This window comes from Kitasatospora sp. NPDC058162, assembly GCF_042884005.1.
Lineage (GTDB): Bacteria > Actinomycetota > Actinomycetes > Streptomycetales > Streptomycetaceae > Kitasatospora.
The window spans coordinates 67,787-83,946 of record NZ_JBHVUS010000018.1 but is presented as its reverse complement, the minus strand read 5'-3'; the positions used below and the strand labels follow the sequence as shown (position 1 = coordinate 83,946).

The window sequence follows — 16,160 nt, the reverse complement described above, 5'->3', positions numbered from 1 at the left end:
GGAGCCCGCGTGTCCGCCGGGACGTCCAGCCGGAGCTCACAGCCGGGGGCGCAGCCGTGCGCCAGGACGTCGACCTGATCCTCGAACCCGCCGAACGCCAGGTTGCGTCCGAGCTGCTGCACCGCGTTGAGTCACTGCCGGTGCTCTCCGATCCTGGCCGGGGCAGCAGCATGCTCGTCGCTCTCCGTGTACCGAGATTCCCGGTCACGTTCTACGCGTCGATGTCCCGCCTGCGGGCCGGGGGCTGTTCCAGCTGGCGAGGAGGCCCAGGGTTTCGGCGTCGCGACTGCCGGGCGGGACGCTGCACAGGATGAGGTACAGGCCGTCGTCCGCGGTGAGCTGAGTGGTCTCGTAGGTGAAGGTGAGCTCGCCGACGAGGGGGTGGTTGACGCGTTTCGCGCCGGTGCGGTGGCGGCGGACGTCGTGGAGGGCCCAACGCCGGCGGAAAGCCTCGCCGCCACGGGTGGAGAGTTCACCGATCAGGTCGGACAGCGCTTTGTCGTAGGGGCTGCGGCCGACCTCGGCGCGCAGAGTTGCGACGGTCTGGTCGGCGACGGCGTCCCAGCCGGGGTAGAACGTCGGGGCAGCGGGGTCGAGGAAGGTGAAGCGGGCGGCGTTCGCCGGGCGGGCGGGGCTGTCGAAGATCGGGGCGAACAGGGCGTGGGCGAGGGCGTTGCCCACGAGGAGGTCGAGGCGGGCGTTGCGGATGTAGGCGGGGACACCGCTGATCGTCTCGACGAGGTCGCGCAGGCCGGGGCGGACGGGCTGCCGGGCGGGCCGGGAAGGCGCTGCGGTGCCCGCAGTGGGGGCGTTGGTGGCGCGGACGAGGTCGAAGAGGTGGGCGCGCTCGGCGTCGTCCAGCCGGAGGGCGCGCGCGATGGCGTCGAGGACGGCGTCGGTGGCGCCGCGGGCATCGCCACGTTCCAGTCGGGTGTAGTAGGGAACGCTGACGCCGGAGAGCTGGGCGACCTCCTCACGGCGCAGGCCCGGGACACGGCGGGCGCCGGAAAGCGGGGAGAGGATGAGGCCGGCCTGCTCGGGGGTGACGCGGGCTCGGCGGATGGTGAGGAAGTCGCGGATCTCGCTGCGGCGGTCCATGTCCCGACCTTACGACCGCGTACCTCGCGGGGGCACTGGCTCGGGGGTCCCTGTCAGGGTCCTGCACACCGTCCCGTCGGCGTCCTGGGCGGTGTTGGCTGGAGGAAGTCCGTCCGGAAAGCCGTCGTGATGCCGCTGCTGCGCGCCCGTCGGCCTGCCCGGCCCTCGCAGACCGCCGGGCGGTCCGGCGGTGTGCGGGTCACGCTGAGATCGGCGTTCCGTGAATCCCGGTCCCGGCCGAACGGCGTCGCCCCAGATCGAATGATGAGGAAGTACACCGTGCAGCACGTCACCCTGAACAACGGCGCCGAGATGCCGATCCTCGGCTTCGGCGTCTACCAGATCCCCGCCGACCGGACCGAGCGGGCCGTCACAGACGCCCTCGCCGTCGGCTACCGACTCCTGGACACCGCCGCCGCCTACGGCAACGAGGAGGCTGTCGGCCGCGCCATCAAGGGCAGCGGCATCCCCCGCGAGGAGCTGTTCGTCACCACGAAGCTGTGGGTCCAGGACGCCCCCGCCCAGGACAACACCCGCCGCAGCCTGGAGACCTCCCTGGCCAAGCTCGGCCTGGACCACGTCGACCTGTATCTGATGCACCAGCCCTACGGCGATGTCTACGGCCAGTGGCGTGCCGTGGAGGCCGCCAACCGCGAGGGCCTGGCGCGGGCGATCGGCGTCGCCAATTTCTACCCCGACCGGCTCCTGGACCTGATCCTCAACAACGAGATCACCCCGCAGGTCAACCAGATCGAGACCCATCCGTTCTTCCAGCGCGCCGCCGACCACGCGCTGATGCGCGAGCATCGTGTCCAGCACCAGGCGTGGGGCGGCTTCGCCGAAGGCAAGAACGACCTGTTCACCCACCCCGTCCTCGCCGGCATCGGCGACGCGCACGGCAAGTCCGTCGCCCAGGTCGTGCTCCGCTGGCTCATCCAGCGCGACATCGTCACTATCCCCAAGTCCGTCAACCCCGACCGGATGGCGCAGAACATCGACGTCTTCGACTTTCACCTGACCGACGACCAGATGGCCACCATCACCGCCCTCGACACCGGCAAGACGCTGTTCTTCGACCACCACGACCCCGAGATGGTCGCCTGGCTCAGTAAGCGCCGACTCGACGGCTGAACACCTCTCCGGGGGCGCGGACCGTGGCGGGGCGGGCCCGCGCCGTGGCCCGACAGGACGACACGGCGGCCGGGCCGCCCCCTATCGGCGGCGGGTGCGGGGGCCGCTGTACTGCTCGTCGGTGACGGGCTCGGCCCAGGCGGTCTCGGGGCTGCCGTCGCTGGTGGCTTCCCACATCGCGATGTGCTCCATGAAGCGGTCGGGGGCGGCGCCGTGCCAGTGGTCCTCACCGGGTGGGCAGCTGACCGTCTCGCCAGGGTGGGCCTCGAAGAGGGTGCCGTCGCGGGTGCCGATCAGGGCGGTGCCGGAGACGACGTGCAGGGTCTGGCCCACCGCGTGGGTGTGCCAGTGGGTGCGGGCGCCGGGGGCGAAGTGCACCAGGTTGGCTCGCATCCGGGAGGGGGCCTGGCCGGCGACGACGACGTCCCACCAGACGTCGCCGGTGAACCAGTTGGCGGGGGCCTTGCTGGTGGGCTGGGGCTGGACGAATTCCAAGGCGGTCGGTCCTTTTCAGGTGGTGGAAGTGCTGGGGGTTCAGCGGGTGACGTAGCCGCCGTCGACGGGCACGGCGGCGTTGTCGGTCGCGCCGCGCCCCGGCGCAGTCAGGGCTTGAGGAGGGCCTTGATGGCGCGGCGCTCATCCATCGCCTTGTAGCCCTCGGCGACCTCGGCGAGGGGCAGAGTGAGGTCGAAGACCTTGCCGGGGTCGATCCGCCCCGCGAGGACGCGGTCGATCAGGTCGGGCAGGTAGCGGCGTACCGGCGCGGGGCCGCCGCGCAGGCCAACGTGGGAGAAGAACAGCTCCTGGCCGTCGACGGCGACTTCGTGCGGGACGCCGACGAAGCCGACGCTGCCGCCGGGACGGGCCGAGTGTAGGGCCTGCTGCATGGCCTGGGCGGTGCCGACGCACTCCAGCACACTGTCGACGCCGATGCCGCCGGTCAGCTCCTTGATCCGGGCGATGCCCTCCGCGCCACGCTCGGTGACGATGTCGGTGGCGCCGAACTCCAGGGCGAGCTTCTGCCGGGAGGCGTGGCGGGACATGGCGATGATCCGCTCCGCGCCCATCTCCCTCGCGGCGATGACCGCGCACAGGCCGACAGCGCCGTCACCCACCACCACGGCCGTGGAGCCGGGACGGACCTCGGCGGCATCCGCCAGCGAGGTCGCCGCCCTCGCGGACCTGAGCGTCGAGTACTACGCGAAACTGGAGCGCGGCAACGTCGCCGGCGCCTCGCCGTCCGTCCTGGAAGCCGTTGCCCGCGCCCTTCAGCTCGACGACGCCGAACGCGCCCACCTGCTGCACCTCGCCCAGGCGGCCGACGGCTCCGATGCCCTCGCCCGGCCCCGCCGCCGCACCGGCCGCGGGTGGGCGCCGCGCCCCAGCCTGCAGTGGATGCTCGACGCCGTCACCGCCGGCCCCGCCTTCGTGCGCAACGGCCGGATGGACCTGCTCGCCGCCAACCAGCTCGCCCGCGCCTTCTACTCGCAGGTGTTCGACATGCCCGGCAACAGGAACAACCTGGCCCGGTTCAACTTCCTCGACCCCGCCTCCCGACGCTTCTACCCCGACTGGGAGCAGGCCGCCGACATCTCCGTCGCCATCCTGCGCACCGAGGCCGGCCGCGACCCCCACGACAAGGACCTCCACGACCTGGTCGGCGAACTCTCCACCCGCAGCGACGAGTTCCGCACCCGCTGGGGCGCCCACGACGTCCGTCACCACGGCACCGGCACCAAACGCTTCCACCACCCGGCGGTCGGCGACCTCACCCTCGCCTACGAGGGCCTGGAGCTGACCGCCGAACCCGGCCTCACCCTCACCGTCTACACCGCCGAACCCGGCAGCCCCAGCGAACAGGGCCTGCGCCTACTCGCCTCCTGGGCCGCCACCCGCGAAACCGAGGCGGACGTCCGGCCGGGCGTCCGGCCGGCGGGGCCGCACCGGAAGTGATCCGACACGGCCCACGGGAGGGGCCGGCACCGGGGTCGGATCGTGGGCCTCGATCGGGAGCCCGGTGGCGGCGGGCCACCCCTTCCTGCTCGATCGCTCCGGCACCGAGCGGCCGTACTCGCCCGCGGGATCCGCATGTGCAACGTGGCGCAGCCGACCACGGCCGCGCTTTCGCCCCCTACCGGCTGTACCCACGCGGGACCGGCTCCTCGACATGCAGCGTTAGGAGAACGCCAGGCCGGGTAGGCGCGACGCGGTGGGGGCCGCTGAATCCAGGAGGGAAGGAACCCCCATGTTGCTGCTAGGACTTCTGCTGATGGCGGCGTCCGGCGCGTTCGCCGGGCTGCTGATCGCCGACAACCTTTCCGGCGGGCCCGAGTACCAGGTGACCATCCTGGGCAACGGCCTGGCGACGCTCGACAGCCTGGGCATCTTCCTGGCCGGCCTGGGTCTCGCGCTGGTGTTCTGCCTCGGCCTGGCGCTGATGCGCCTGACCCGACACCCGGTTCGTCGCGGCACACGCCGGACCGCCCGCCGAGAGACCTACCCGGTGCAACCCGCCCGAAGGGCGGAGCCCGTCGCGCCCATGGCGGCGCCCGGGGAGTCGATCGCACCGCCGAAGGAACGGGCTGCCAAGCAGGGAGGCCGAGCCGACGGCGCGTCGGTGGAACCGGCGCGAGGCACCCGGAGGCGTCACTTGTTCGGCCACTGACCGGTGTCGAAGGTCATGGTTGGGATTGCCGCCATGGCGTCCTGGTGGTCCTCTCACGCCATCCGAGGTAGGACGTGCTCGCGGTAGAAGTCGAAGAAGCCCTCCTGCTCCGGCCCGATCTGGCCCACGTACACCTCGTCGAAAGCCCGCGTCGACGTAGCTCCGCAACCGGTCGGTGTGCTGCTGCGGGTCGTTGCCGCAGGTGACCGCGCGGGCCATCGCCTCCTCCGCCACCAGCTCGGTGGCTTGCTCGAAGTGCTGTGGTGTGGGCAGCACTTGGGCCAGCTGAGTCCCGCCCTGCGCCCGCGCGGCCCCTGTCGGCGTGGGAGTGGGACAGGCCGGCCGGCCGCCGTCCCCACCCGGTGGCGACCGCGGTGGCGGCGCCGGGGGTGAGGGTGATCAGCGGCTGGGCCGCGGGCACCAGGACGTCCAGCCGGGCGATGTGGCCGGAGGGCGAGGCCTCGTACGGGTTCTCCAGGTGGTGCACGGTGAAGACCAGCGGTTCGCCGTGCCCGGCGGGGACGGCCGCGAGCCGGACCCCGGTGCGGCTCCGGCGTTCCGGCGGGACAACGGCGGGCGCGGGATCGGGGGCGACGGCGGTCATGGCTCCTCCGTAAGGTGTTGGACGGCCCGGGAGGGCCGGATGTGGCTTATGGTTCCTTGCCTTCAGTGGCTTACCTGGAGTGGCCGTCCGACCCTCCGGGGCGCCCTGGCTGCTGATTGAGATGTGCGCGCCATGTGCGGTCGCTGATTACGGAGACGACAGCGGGGTGTTCCTCGGGCCAACGGGATACCGGCGAGGTCGAGGAGGGGCGAGTGAGCGAGCGAAGGACCCAGGTCTGGGCGGGAGTTGACGCCGGCAAGGGGCACCACTGGGCAGCGGTGGTCGACGAAGCCGGCGCGACGCTGTGGTCCAAGAAGATCGACAACGACGAAAGCGCCATCCTGACCGCGCTCGGCGAGATCCTCGACCTGGCCAACGCGGTGCACTGGGCGGTGGACATCTCCGGGACGTCCTCCCCCCTGCTGCTGGCCCTGCTCGCGGCCCACGGCCAGCAGGCCGTTTACGTGCCCGGCCGGACCGTCAACCGGATGTCCGGCGCCTACCGGGGCGAGGCGAAGACCGACGCTCGCGACGCCTACGTCATCGCCGAGACCGCACGCTACCGACGGGACTTCACCGCGATCGATGTGCCCGCCCAGCTCGCGGCCGACCTCGCGCTGCTGACCGCGCACCGATCGGACCTGGTCGCCGACCGGGTCCGGATGATCAACCGGCTCCGCGACGCGCTGACCGGCATCTTCCCCGCTCTGGAGAGAGCCTTCGACTACTCCTCCCACAAGGGCGCCCTGGTCCTGCTGACCGGCTACCAGACCCCCGCCGCCCTGCGCCACCGTGGCCGGGCCCGGTTGACGGCCTGGCTGGCGAACCGCAGCGTGCGCGGCGCCGACGCGGTCGCGGCCACCGCGGTGGAGGCCGCCGACGCCCAGCGGACCGTGCTGCCCGGCGAGGACATTGCCGCCGCGATCGTCGCCGACCTGGCCACACAGATCCTGGCCCTGGACGATCGGCTCAAGCGGATCGACAAGCAGATCCGCGACACCTTCCACACCCACCCGCAGGCCGCGATCATCGAATCCCTGCCCGGCATCGGCCCGATACTCGGAGCCGAGCTCATCGTCGCCGCCGGCGACCTGACGGCCTACGCCGACGCCGGACACCTCGCCTCGGCGGCCGGGCTCGTGCCCGTCCCCCGCGACTCCGGACGCCGCACCGGCAACATGTACCGGCCCAAGCGCTACAGCCGCCGCCTGCGACGGGTACTCTACATGTCCGCGCAGACCAGCATCATCAAGGACGGCCCCAACCGGGACTTCTACCTCAAGAAGCGCACCGAGGGCTGCAAGCACGTTCAAGCGGTCATCGCCCTGGCCCGCCGACGCGTCAGCGTCCTGTGGGCGCTCCTGCGCGACAACCGGGTCTTCACCCCCGATCCGGTCACGCAGGCGGCTTGACTCAATCATTGAGACTCCTGGACTGCTCCCCGCGCGGCTGCCCCGGCTCGCCCGGGCGAAGCGAGACTCGGTAGGGTCGGTCAGCCCGCTCCGGGCAGCCGAACCTCCAGGTGTCCGGAGAGCACCCGGGTCTCCAGGACGGGCTGCGGCGCGGTGGCCGGGCCGCTGACGACTTGGCCGTCACGCAGCCGGAATTCGCTGCCGTGCCAGGGGCAGCGCAGGCAACCGTCGGCGACGGCGCCTTCCGAGAGCGGGCCGGAGAGGTGGGTGCAGCGCTCCGCGAGGACGCGGCAGCGGTCCCCGTCGCGGACCACGACCACGCGGAGTTCGCCCGCCCTGCGGCGGACCGGCTGCCCGGCGGGGAAGTCCTCGACCCGGCCGAGCTCGACCCAGTCGGGAGGCGCCAGCCGGGGTACGGCGGCAGCCCGGTTCGGTCCCGCCGCCTGCCGGTAGGCCAGGTGCCCGCCGAGCACGCCGCCGGCCGAGACGGCGGCCGCCCCGGCCAGACCGAGCAGTCGGCCGCGACCGCGGTGCCCGCGGCACCGGGCCAGCAGCGAACCGGTGTACAGCAGCACGCCGCCGGTGTTGGCGAGCGCGTGCACCAAACCGGTGCGCCGGCGCGGCGGGTCGAGCCGGGACCAGTCCACCCAGCCCGCCACCGCGGCCGGGCCCGCCGTCAGCAGACCGGCCGCCACCAGGGCGTCGGCCGAGCGCTGTCGGCCGGGTGCGAGGTCCAGCAGGAAGGCCGAGGTCCAGAATCCCATCGGCAGCTGGACCAGGGCCGGGTGGAGCGGGTGGCCGAGCCACACCCCATGCAGGGCGTCCCGGTACGGGCCGAGCGGTAGGGATTCGATCGTCTTGGCCAGCGGCCGGGAAGGGGCGTCCAGGAACTCCCAGTGCGTCGGCGCGTCCAGGGCCCGGCGCAGGCGCAGGGACCACCGTCGGGATTGCGGGGATGAGGTGTTCATACCGGGCGGCTAGCCGTGTTGGGGGTGGCCAAACCCGGTTCGGTGCGTGGGCTCCAGTGCATCGGGTAGGCGCGTACCCGGGTGGGCCGGGGCATCGGTCACGCTCGTCCGGCTCACGGGCACCCATACGCGGCCCGCACCCTGGTCGACGGCCGTCTGGACGTGGCCGTCGTGCTGGCACGCTGACCGGGCCGGGCCCCTGTTCCGCATCCGGAGTCGGAGGTTGTCCGAAAGATCAGGAGCCTCCGGCCTGCTGTCCTGATCGTCCTGCCCGCACCGGCGGTGTGAGCCGCGCTCGTCGGCATGCCCGCCCAGCGCAAGGCTCCGGCGTGCAGCATCCCGCGTACAGGGCAACCGTCCGGGGAGGACAATCGGCCACAGCAGGGTGGGAAGAAGGAGGTCCGCCATGACAAACCTGAACCGCCGCTACGCGGTGACCATGCCCGGTGCGATCGGCGGCCATGCCCCGCCGGTTGTCGTCGTCGTCCACGCGACCGACGTCGTCGGACCCGGGGGAGGCCTCGTCTGGGAGGACGAGGCCGGAGACCTGAGGGTGGAGATCACCGGCGAGGTCGCAACCGTTCTCGGGGAGCCCGAGGACGGTCAGCACCCCTGTCTGCACGCCGTGCCGCTTCCGTGACGGGAGGTCATCGGCCGACGGTGATCAGACAGGGGCCGTTGTACTGGCCTGGTACTCCGGGCCAGTCCCACTGGGATGGTTATGCCGGCGCTGGCCGGGCAGACGCGCGGTCGACCGGGAAAGGCCCGGTCTCACCCCGTGAGGAGGCTTCGGCATGAGCATGGTGAAGGAGTCGGTCGACGTCGACGTTCCCCTGCACACCGCCTACAACCAGTGGACGCTGTTCGAGGAGTTCCCGCGGTTCATGGAGGGTGTCGACGCGGTGACCCAGCTTGACGACCGCCACAACCACTGGCGGACCAGCATCGGCGGCGTCAGCCGGGAGTTCGACACCGAGATCGTCGACCAGCTGCCCGATGAACGGATCGCCTGGCGGACCATGGACGGCGCGGTGGAGCAGAAAGGCGTCGTGACCTTCCAGCGCCTCGACGACCGGCACACTCGCATCAACATGGCCATCGACTTCCGCCCCGAAGGCATGGCCGAGAAGGTCGGGGACGTCCTGGGAGTGGTCGACCGGCGGGTGAAGGGCGACCTCGAACGGTTCAAGGAGTTCATCGAGCAGCACGGCCGGGAGGAGGGCGGCTGGAGGGGCCGGATCACCCCGAGCTGATTCCGCCCCGGGGCACCAGTGGCTCCGGTCTACGGACCGGAGCCACGCGCATGCACGCGGTCAGCTGTGGGAGCTTGGGCCCGCATCGGGTGACGGTGGCGCCCGCACGGAACCGAGCCTGCCCCACCGTCATCCGAAGGCCGTCACCGGGAGGGGAAGCGGTGCTGCTCCCCCAGCTCGGTGAACTCCTCCCAGAACGCCGGGCCGGGCAGCTCGCCGTCGGTGCTGCCTGGCGCGGCCGGTGCCACCGTCCGCTGGCCCGGCCGGGCTGACGTTGGCCGTCCCGGTGGTCGTTTCCGGAACCGGGACGTACCGGGCGGATGCCCCGGAACGGCGGCGGCAGTCCTGCGGGCGGCATCGCGTTTGCCTCCCGGCTACCCGGGGACACGCCCGGCCGATGGGGAAACCGTGCCGAGGAGGAGATGAACGATGTCGAACGATGCGATCGTCCTGCTGCGGGAGGACCACAAGGAGGTCCGTCGTCTGTTCCGGGAGTACCAGGGATTCGCCCAGGACGGCCACGACCCGGAACGGGCCGGCACAGTCAAGCAGATCATCGAGTCGCTGACCGTCCACACCTATCTGGAGGACGAACTGGTCTACCCCAGGATCCGCCAGGAGGTGCCCGGGCTCGACGAGGAGATGGACCGGGCCGAGCAGGAACACCATGTGGCCGATCTGCTCTGCGAGGAGCTGAGCCGGATGGACCCTGACGACGAGGGCTATGACGCCAAGACCGCCGTCCTGATCGACGCGGTCGAACGGCACATCGAACAGGAGGAGACGGAATGGTTCCCGCGAGTTCGGGCCGCGCTCGGCCGCAACGAACTGCGGGAGCTCGGCGAGCGGATGCAGGCCGTACGTGAGACGGCGCCGCGTCATCCGACTGCCGGAGGCGTGCTGCACCGGATCGCCGACGCCTTGGAGGGCTGAACCGGGCCGCCGGAAGCGACACCCGCAGGAAGGAGACCAACCGTGCGCCACGACGAAGACCTGCTTGACCTGCTCACCGCCGACCACCAGGCGGTACTGGTCCACTTCAGCGAACTCAGCGGCCTGCCCAGCGGAGATCCGCAACGCAAGGAGCTTGCCGATCTGGTGTCCGACCAGTTGGTCCGGCACACCCGAGCCGAGGAGGAGCACCTGTACCCGCTCGCCCGCGACCGCCTGGCGGACGGGTCCGCCGTGGTGGAGCGCGAACTCGCCGACCATCGCGCGGTGGAGTCCCTCCTCCAGGAGCTCCGCCCGACCCGGGTGGACTCGCCCCGCTTCGACCGGCTTGTGGCCCGCCTGGCCGAGGAGGTCACCCGGCATGCCGGTGACGAGGAGGCGCGGCTTTTCCCGGCCGTACGGGCCGTCACCACCGAGGTTGAACTCCGACGCCTTGCGGCCCGTGCCCGAGACACCGAGGAACACGCCTCCGGCCGACCCCGCCACCAGCGCCCGACTGACCGCCCCGCCGACCGCCTGCCACCGCCCGAGCGCCCGGTGGTGCAACGGCTGCGGGACTTCCTGACCTGGGGCGGACCGAGCTGACATCCCGGTGCGGGAGGAGACGGTACCGGAGGGTGTTTGCTCACCTGGCTCTGGCGCACGCCCGGCGTCTGAGCCCAGGCTCTGCCACGGCGTCCGGGTGACAGTCTCCGTCCCGGGGCGCGCCGTACCGCCCAGGGGATCCTTCCGGGCTATGCCTGTCGGACGAGCCGGCACGGACGGAGGGCGGCGGGCACATGGTGCTGTCGAGGACGAAGGCCCGGACGCGGCACCGGGCAGGGCCGGCTGCGGAGTCGACGGCGGTGGCGCTCGACCGCCGCCTGCCGCTGTTCGACGGCGCGAAGGGCCTGCTCCGCAAGATCTTCCCCGACCACTGGTCCTTCCTGCTGGGCGAACTGGCGCTCTACAGCTTCGTCGTGCTGCTGCTCACCGGGGTGTATCTGACGCTGTTCTTCAAGCCCTCGATGGCCGAGGAGGTCTACCACGGGACCTACCCGCCGCTGAACGGCGTGCGGGTGAGCGCGGCGTACTCCTCCACGCTGGCGATCAGCTTCGACGTCCGCGGCGGACTGCTGATCCGTCAGATCCACCACTGGGGTGCGCTACTGTTCACCACCGCGATCGGCGCCCACTTGCTGCGGGTGTTCTTCACCGGAGCGTTCCGCCGCCCCCGGGAGCTGAACTGGATGGTCGGCCTGACGCTGTTCCAGGTGGGACTGATCGAAGGGTTCGCCGGCTACTCCCTGCCCGACGACCTGCTCTCCGGCACCGGGCTGCGTACCGCGCAGGGATTCATCCTCTCGGTGCCGCTGGTCGGCAGCTACCTGAGCTACTTCCTGTGGGGCGGCGACCTTCCCGGGCATGACATCGTGCCACGCCTCTACAGCGCCCACATCCTGCTGCTGCCCGGTCTGCTGGTCGCCCTGGTCACGGCCCATCTGATCCTGGTCTTCCACCTGACCCACACCCAGTGGGCGGGGCCGGGCCGCACCAACCGGAACGTGGTCGGCAAGCCGCTGTTCCCCGGGTTCACGGTCCAGACGGTCGGGTTGCTGGCGATGGTCTTCGGTGTGTTGGCGCTCTCCGCCGCCCTCGCGCAGATCAACCCGATCTGGCTGTACGGGCCGTACCGCCCGGACCAGGCGTCCACGGATGCGCAACCGGACTGGTACATGGGCTTCATCGAGGGGGCGCTGCGGTTGATGCCGGGCACGGAGACGGGTCTGTGGGGCCACACGGTGTCCTGGAACCCCCTGGTGCCGGCCGTGCTGTTCCCGTTGCTGTTCTTCGTCTGCCTCTACGCGTACCCGTTCCTGGAGCAGTGGGTGACGGGCGAGCGGGGCGAGCAGCACCTGTGCGACCGGCCCCGCAACCGTCCCACCCGCACCGGGCTCGGGGTCGCGGGATTCGTGTTCTACGTGGTGCTGCTGGTGGCGGGCGGTCAGGACGTCGTGGCGCGGACGCTCGACGTGCCGGTGGAAGGTCTGAACTGGGTGCTGCGGGTGGCGTTGTTCGCGGGGCCGGTCGCGGCGTTCTGGCTCGCCAAGCGCCTGGCGCTCGCCCTGCAGGCCCGTGACCGGGAGCTGCTGGTCGGGGGAGTGGAGACCGGGTACGTGCACGAGGCGATCGAGGGCGCCTTCCACTCCGGACGTGAACCGTTGTCGAGGGAGCGAGGGTACACGCTGACCGTGCGCAACCTGCCCCGCCCGTTGCCGCCGCCCGGGCCCGGGGCAACACGGCGCCAGCGTCTGCGCCACCGGTTGAGCGCGTGGTTCTACCAGGACCGGATCGAGTTGCCGAGCGCGGAGGAGACGGCCGAAGCTGCCCCGGTGTGCGACCGGGCCGGCGTCCCGGGCGAGTGACCGCCGCTCAGTCGTCCCGGCTGGCGTACTGGAACATCGCGCCCACCACCCCGGCAGCCGTCACTCCGGCGCCGACCAGGACGAGCCACAGTGCGTAGACCACACCGGTCCCGAACAAGGCGACACCGGCGGCCGTGAGCGCCGGGTAGTAGCTGCGGGGAGCGAAGAAGTCCAGCGGGCCCGCTCCGGAGACGATCTCCGCGTCCGTGCGGTCCTGCGGGCGCCGGCCCCGGCGGACGTGCTGGGTCCAGAAGAAGAACGCGACCAGAGTCGACATCAGGCAGGCGACGACGAGCGCGGCCTTCCCGGCGGGCTCGTGCGCGAACCAGCTGTACACCCCGGCCGCCGCGGCGAAGAACGCGGCGACGCCCGCGAACAGGTAGGCCTCGGCCTTCACCGGGCTCCTTCCTCGGCTTCGAGGGCCTGCCGTGAGTGTTCGGGGTGGTGGAGGTCGAAGGCCGGCCCTTCGGATCGGATCCTCGGCAGGGCGTGGAAGTTGTGGCGCGGCGGCGGGCAGGACGTTGCCCATTCCAGGGAGCGGCCGTACCCCCAGGGATCGTCTTCGGAGACCTTCGGCGCGTGCCGGGTGGTGAACCAGACGTTGTAGAGGAAGGGCAGGGTGGAGGCGCCGAGCAGGAAGGCGCCGATCGTGGAGACGGTGTTGAGGGTCGTGAAGCCGTCCGTCGCGAGGTAGTCGGCGTAGCGGCGGGGCATGCCCTGGGCGCCGAGCCAGTGCTGGACGAGGAAGGTGGCCTGGAAGGCGGGCAGGAGCAGCCAGAAGTGAATTCGCCCGAGGCGCTCGTCGAGCATCCTGCCGGTGATCTTGGGCCACCAGAAGTAGAAGCCGGAGAACGTCGCGAACACGACCGTCCCGAAGAGGACGTAGTGCAGGTGGGCGACGACGAAGTAGCTGTCGGTCACGTGGAAGTCGATGGGCGGCGCGGCCAGCAGCACTCCGGTCAGGCCGCCGAGCAGGAAGGTCACCAGGAACCCGAGGGAGAACAGCATCGGCGTCTCGAAGGACAGCGAGCCGTTCCACAGGGTGCCGACCCAGTTGAAGAACTTCACCCCGGTCGGTACGGCGATCAGCAGCGAAGCCAGGGAGAAGAAGGGCAGCAGCACCTGGCCGGTGGCGAACATGTGGTGCGCCCACACCACCGCGGACAGTGCGGTGATCGCGATGGTGGCCCCGATCAGGCCGTAGTAGCCGAAGATCGGTTTCCGGCTGAAGACGGGCAGGACCTCCGAGACGATGCCGAAGAACGGCAGCGCCACGATGTAGACCTCGGGATGGCCGAAGAACCAGAACAGGTGCTGCCAGAGGAGCGCGCCGCCGTTGGCCGGGTCGAAAACGTGGGCGCCGAACTTGCGGTCCGCCTCCAGGCAGAGCAGCGCGGCGGTCAGGACGGGGAAGGCGAACAGGGCCAGGATCGAGGTGAACAGCACGTTCCAGGTGAAGATCGGCATCCGGAACAGCGTCATCCCCGGCGCCCGCAGGCAGGTGATGGTGGTGATGAAGTTGACTGCACCCAGGATGGTGCTCAGGCCCGCCACCGCCAGGCCCATCGTCCACAGATCGGCGCCGGTCCCCGGACTGTGGACGGGGCCGTTCAGCGGCGCGTAGGCGAACCAGCCGAACGAGGCGGCACCGTTGCTGGTCAGGAAGCCGCTGACGACCATCAGCCCGCCCAGCAGGAACACCCAGTAGGTGAAGGCGTTCAGCCGGGGGAAGGCGACATCCGGCGAGCCGATCTGCAGGGGCATCACCGCGTTGGCGAATCCCGCGAACGTCGGCGTCGCGAAGAGCAGCATCATGATCGTGCCGTGGATGGTGAACAGCTCGTTGTACTGCTGGTTGCTCATCAACTGCATCCCCGGCCGCGCCAGCTCGGCGCGCATCAGCATCGCGAGCAGTCCGGCGAACAGGAAGAACCCGAACGACGTGACCAGGTACATGTTCCCGATCACCTTGTGATCGGTGGTGCTCAGCCACCCCAGCACCGCCTGTCCGCGCCGCACCCGCCTTCTGGACGCCGCTTCGTCCGCCGGGCTGATGGTGTCCGTCATTCCGCGTCTCCTCGGGCGGCAGCCTGTGGCACCGGGCGTAGTCATGGAAACACCCGCTGCTCACGTCATACGGACGACCCGCCCGAAACAGCTGGAGCCTGCCCTGGTCAGAGGCGTCCCTCCAGTCGGATCGCCTCCTTCGGGCGCTTGTGCGCCGTGCCCTGCTCGCCAGCCCGCTCTTCCAGCGCCGCGGCTGCGATGGCGGCGAGCTTGCGTTGAGTCGTCGGGTACACGTTGAGGAGCCGCATCACTCTGTTCGGCGAATCGGGCTTCCGTCCCCCGATGCTGTCGTTCCTGGTGGTCAGGACCGTGTTCCCGGCTTGCCCGAAGGCGTGGCGGGGACCGGGGCGGAGCCGTTCGTGGCCCGCCCCGGCTCTTCGAGGGTCACCACCGGTACCAGCGTCGGCCCCCACCCCGGCCACCCGAGTTGACGACGAAGCCGAGGACCCACAGCACCAGGACGGCGAGGGCCACCCACCAGAGAATGTGGATGGCGAAGCCCGCACCGCCCAGAATGAGTGCGAGCAGCAGGATGAGTACGAGTAGGAGCATGGGAACCGCCCTCTCATCGGTCGTGGTTCGTTCGGATACGGCGTCTGCCCAGGTCGCGCCGTTCCATGCGCCCGCCTTCGCGGTCGGCAATTCGGCGGTAGGTGGCTGCGGTCGTCGGGCCGTGCGGGTAGGTTTGCTCGAATCGCCGGAATTTCGCTACGGGTCCGGCATTGTGCCGCTGTCCGTGCTGGGCGGGTCGTGCCGGCCCGGCCGAGTGCTCTCATTGCCTTCGTCGGTGAAGGCCACGTCGACGTGCTGCTCGGGTCGGCGCTCCTCCTGCCGGGCGACCGCCTTCAGGACCTCCTGGTCCGCCGCGGTCAGGGGCGGCTGCAGCAGACTGCGCGGCCACAGCCGGCGGTGCAACACCACGTTCGTCTCCGCCGCGTACAGGGTGATCTGCGCGGCCAGGTACAGCCAGGACAGCAGACCGATCACGGTCGCGAAGAACCCGTAGACCGCGGTGGCGTGGCGGAGCTGGTGGGTGACCAGGACGGCGCCGAACGCCTGAAGGACGGCGAACAGCGGCCCGGCGATCACGCAGCCCGGGACCAGGGCGCGGATGGGAGCCTCGGACGGCGTGAGGATGCGGAAGCAGGCCAGGCACAAAGCGGTGTTGAGCAGTGCGGACAGCACCAATGCGCCGACGCGGGCGGGCAACCCGGCGAGGGCGGTGCCGGTCAGGGTGGCAGCGGCGGTGGCCAGCAGCAGACCGCCCGCCAGCGTGGAGAACAGCAGCAGGCTTCGGGCCAGGCGGGGCCAGTAGCCGGGCCGCTCAACGCCGGGAACGTTCCAGACCTCCGCCATCGCGTGCTGCAGGACCTGGGCGATGCCGACCGCTCCGTACAGCAGGCCGAGCACGCCGATGACCAGCGCGACCCCGCTGCCCTGCACGGAGTGGACGTTGCCGCGGAGTTGGTCTCCGATGATCGGGAAGTCGGCGAGCGCGGAGTTCACCACGGCCTTCTGCACGCTGGGGTGGCCGTGCAGGACGAATCCCAGCACGGTGGAGAGCAGGAGGAGCAGCGGGATCAGCGCGACGAACCCGTAGTAGGTG

The 16,160-nt window shown here is 71.0% G+C and carries 16 protein-coding genes and 2 pseudogenes; 9 read left to right on the top strand and 9 right to left on the bottom strand.

What is annotated here, in order from left to right; genetic code table 11:
* Positions 1-204: 204 nt before the first annotated feature.
* Positions 205-1,098 (bottom strand): helix-turn-helix transcriptional regulator, encoded by an 894-nt coding sequence (locus tag ACFVXG_RS27770; protein ID WP_387931165.1) that lies wholly within the window; start codon positions 1,096-1,098, stop codon positions 205-207.
* 279 nt (positions 1,099-1,377) lie between these two features.
* Between ACFVXG_RS27770 and ACFVXG_RS27765 the strand changes: the two genes are divergently transcribed.
* Positions 1,378-2,229: an aldo/keto reductase gene (locus tag ACFVXG_RS27765; RefSeq protein ID WP_387931164.1), complete on the top strand. Its 852-nt coding sequence runs from the start codon at positions 1,378-1,380 to the stop codon at positions 2,227-2,229.
* Between the two features lie 81 nt (positions 2,230-2,310).
* On the opposite strand, the gene ACFVXG_RS27760 is transcribed toward ACFVXG_RS27765, so the two are convergent.
* Entirely contained in the window at positions 2,311-2,724 is a 414-nt protein-coding gene (locus ACFVXG_RS27760; RefSeq protein WP_387931163.1) for a cupin domain-containing protein, read from the bottom strand.
* 107 nt (positions 2,725-2,831) lie between these two features.
* Positions 2,832-3,386 (bottom strand): annotated as a pseudogene (locus ACFVXG_RS27755) (zinc-binding dehydrogenase); the annotation flags it as partial.
* Between ACFVXG_RS27755 and ACFVXG_RS27750 the strand changes: the two are divergent.
* From ACFVXG_RS27750 to ACFVXG_RS27740, 3 genes and pseudogenes are all read left to right on the top strand, one after another.
* Positions 3,385-4,182: pseudogene (locus ACFVXG_RS27750) on the top strand (helix-turn-helix transcriptional regulator); the annotation flags it as partial. The pseudogenes ACFVXG_RS27755 and ACFVXG_RS27750 overlap by 2 nt on opposite strands.
* 292 nt (positions 4,183-4,474) lie before the next feature.
* On the top strand, positions 4,475-4,894 hold the full coding sequence (locus tag ACFVXG_RS27745; protein WP_387931162.1) for a hypothetical protein: 420 nt from the start codon (positions 4,475-4,477) through the stop codon (positions 4,892-4,894).
* Positions 4,895-5,710: 816 nt separating this feature from the next.
* Complete coding sequence (locus tag ACFVXG_RS27740; RefSeq protein WP_387931161.1) at positions 5,711-6,910, top strand: IS110 family transposase; 1,200 nt, start codon at positions 5,711-5,713, stop codon at positions 6,908-6,910.
* Between the two features lie 80 nt (positions 6,911-6,990).
* On the opposite strand, the gene ACFVXG_RS27735 is transcribed toward ACFVXG_RS27740, so the two are convergent.
* Positions 6,991-7,878 (bottom strand): Rieske 2Fe-2S domain-containing protein, encoded by an 888-nt coding sequence (locus ACFVXG_RS27735; protein ID WP_387931160.1) that lies wholly within the window; start codon positions 7,876-7,878, stop codon positions 6,991-6,993.
* A gap of 406 nt (positions 7,879-8,284) precedes the next feature.
* On the opposite strand from ACFVXG_RS27735, the gene ACFVXG_RS27730 reads away from it, so the two are divergent.
* The 5 genes from ACFVXG_RS27730 to ACFVXG_RS27710 all read left to right on the top strand — a co-directional run bounded on the left by ACFVXG_RS27730 (position 8,285) and on the right by ACFVXG_RS27710 (position 12,487).
* Positions 8,285-8,518: a DUF6296 family protein gene (locus ACFVXG_RS27730; protein ID WP_387931159.1), complete on the top strand. Its 234-nt coding sequence runs from the start codon at positions 8,285-8,287 to the stop codon at positions 8,516-8,518.
* A 154-nt stretch (positions 8,519-8,672) separates the two neighbouring features.
* Positions 8,673-9,131, top strand: coding sequence for an SRPBCC family protein (locus ACFVXG_RS27725; RefSeq protein ID WP_387931158.1), 459 nt, complete (start codon positions 8,673-8,675; stop codon positions 9,129-9,131).
* 429 nt (positions 9,132-9,560) lie between these two features.
* Positions 9,561-10,064, top strand: coding sequence for a hemerythrin domain-containing protein (locus ACFVXG_RS27720; protein ID WP_387931157.1), 504 nt, complete (start codon positions 9,561-9,563; stop codon positions 10,062-10,064).
* 42 nt (positions 10,065-10,106) lie between these two features.
* Entirely contained in the window at positions 10,107-10,667 is a 561-nt protein-coding gene (locus ACFVXG_RS27715; RefSeq protein ID WP_387931156.1) for a hemerythrin domain-containing protein, read from the top strand.
* Between the two features lie 194 nt (positions 10,668-10,861).
* Entirely contained in the window at positions 10,862-12,487 is a 1,626-nt protein-coding gene (locus ACFVXG_RS27710) for a cytochrome bc complex cytochrome b subunit (protein ID WP_387931155.1), read from the top strand.
* A 7-nt stretch (positions 12,488-12,494) separates the two neighbouring features.
* Here ACFVXG_RS27710 and ACFVXG_RS27705 read toward each other — a convergent pair whose 3' ends face one another.
* From ACFVXG_RS27705 to ACFVXG_RS27685, 5 genes are all read right to left on the bottom strand, one after another.
* Complete coding sequence (locus tag ACFVXG_RS27705) at positions 12,495-12,884, bottom strand: cytochrome c oxidase subunit 4 (protein ID WP_387931154.1); 390 nt, start codon at positions 12,882-12,884, stop codon at positions 12,495-12,497.
* On the bottom strand, positions 12,881-14,554 hold the full coding sequence (gene ctaD, locus ACFVXG_RS27700; protein ID WP_387931153.1) for a cytochrome c oxidase subunit I: 1,674 nt from the start codon (positions 14,552-14,554) through the stop codon (positions 12,881-12,883). Before ctaD ends, ACFVXG_RS27705 begins: the two co-directional genes overlap by 4 nt.
* A 107-nt stretch (positions 14,555-14,661) precedes the next feature.
* Positions 14,662-14,802, bottom strand: a complete 141-nt coding sequence (locus tag ACFVXG_RS27695) for a hypothetical protein (RefSeq protein WP_387931152.1) — start codon at positions 14,800-14,802, stop codon at positions 14,662-14,664.
* Positions 14,803-14,938: 136 nt separating this feature from the next.
* Complete coding sequence (locus ACFVXG_RS27690; RefSeq protein ID WP_387931151.1) at positions 14,939-15,106, bottom strand: hydrophobic protein; 168 nt, start codon at positions 15,104-15,106, stop codon at positions 14,939-14,941.
* Between the two features lie 156 nt (positions 15,107-15,262).
* Positions 15,263-16,135: a YihY/virulence factor BrkB family protein gene (locus ACFVXG_RS27685; protein ID WP_387931253.1), complete on the bottom strand. Its 873-nt coding sequence runs from the start codon at positions 16,133-16,135 to the stop codon at positions 15,263-15,265.
* Positions 16,136-16,160: the final 25 nt, after the last annotated feature.

What these genes read in the sequence shown, in the direction of transcription:
- ACFVXG_RS27770 (WP_387931165.1), bottom strand. Translation starts at nt 1,098, where the DNA reads ATGGACCGCCGCAGCGAGATCCGCGACTTCCTCACCATCCGCCGAGCC.
- ACFVXG_RS27745 (WP_387931162.1), top strand. Translation starts at nt 4,475, where the DNA reads ATGTTGCTGCTAGGACTTCTGCTGATGGCGGCGTCCGGCGCGTTCGCC.
- ACFVXG_RS27735 (WP_387931160.1), bottom strand. Translation starts at nt 7,878, where the DNA reads ATGAACACCTCATCCCCGCAATCCCGACGGTGGTCCCTGCGCCTGCGC.
- ACFVXG_RS27730 (WP_387931159.1), top strand. Translation starts at nt 8,285, where the DNA reads ATGACAAACCTGAACCGCCGCTACGCGGTGACCATGCCCGGTGCGATC.
- ACFVXG_RS27725 (WP_387931158.1), top strand. Translation starts at nt 8,673, where the DNA reads ATGAGCATGGTGAAGGAGTCGGTCGACGTCGACGTTCCCCTGCACACC.
- ACFVXG_RS27720 (WP_387931157.1), top strand. Translation starts at nt 9,561, where the DNA reads ATGTCGAACGATGCGATCGTCCTGCTGCGGGAGGACCACAAGGAGGTC.
- ACFVXG_RS27710 (WP_387931155.1), top strand. Translation starts at nt 10,862, where the DNA reads ATGGTGCTGTCGAGGACGAAGGCCCGGACGCGGCACCGGGCAGGGCCG.
- ctaD (WP_387931153.1), bottom strand. Translation starts at nt 14,554, where the DNA reads ATGACGGACACCATCAGCCCGGCGGACGAAGCGGCGTCCAGAAGGCGG.
- ACFVXG_RS27695 (WP_387931152.1), bottom strand. Translation starts at nt 14,802, where the DNA reads ATGCGGCTCCTCAACGTGTACCCGACGACTCAACGCAAGCTCGCCGCC.
- ACFVXG_RS27690 (WP_387931151.1), bottom strand. Translation starts at nt 15,106, where the DNA reads ATGCTCCTACTCGTACTCATCCTGCTGCTCGCACTCATTCTGGGCGGT.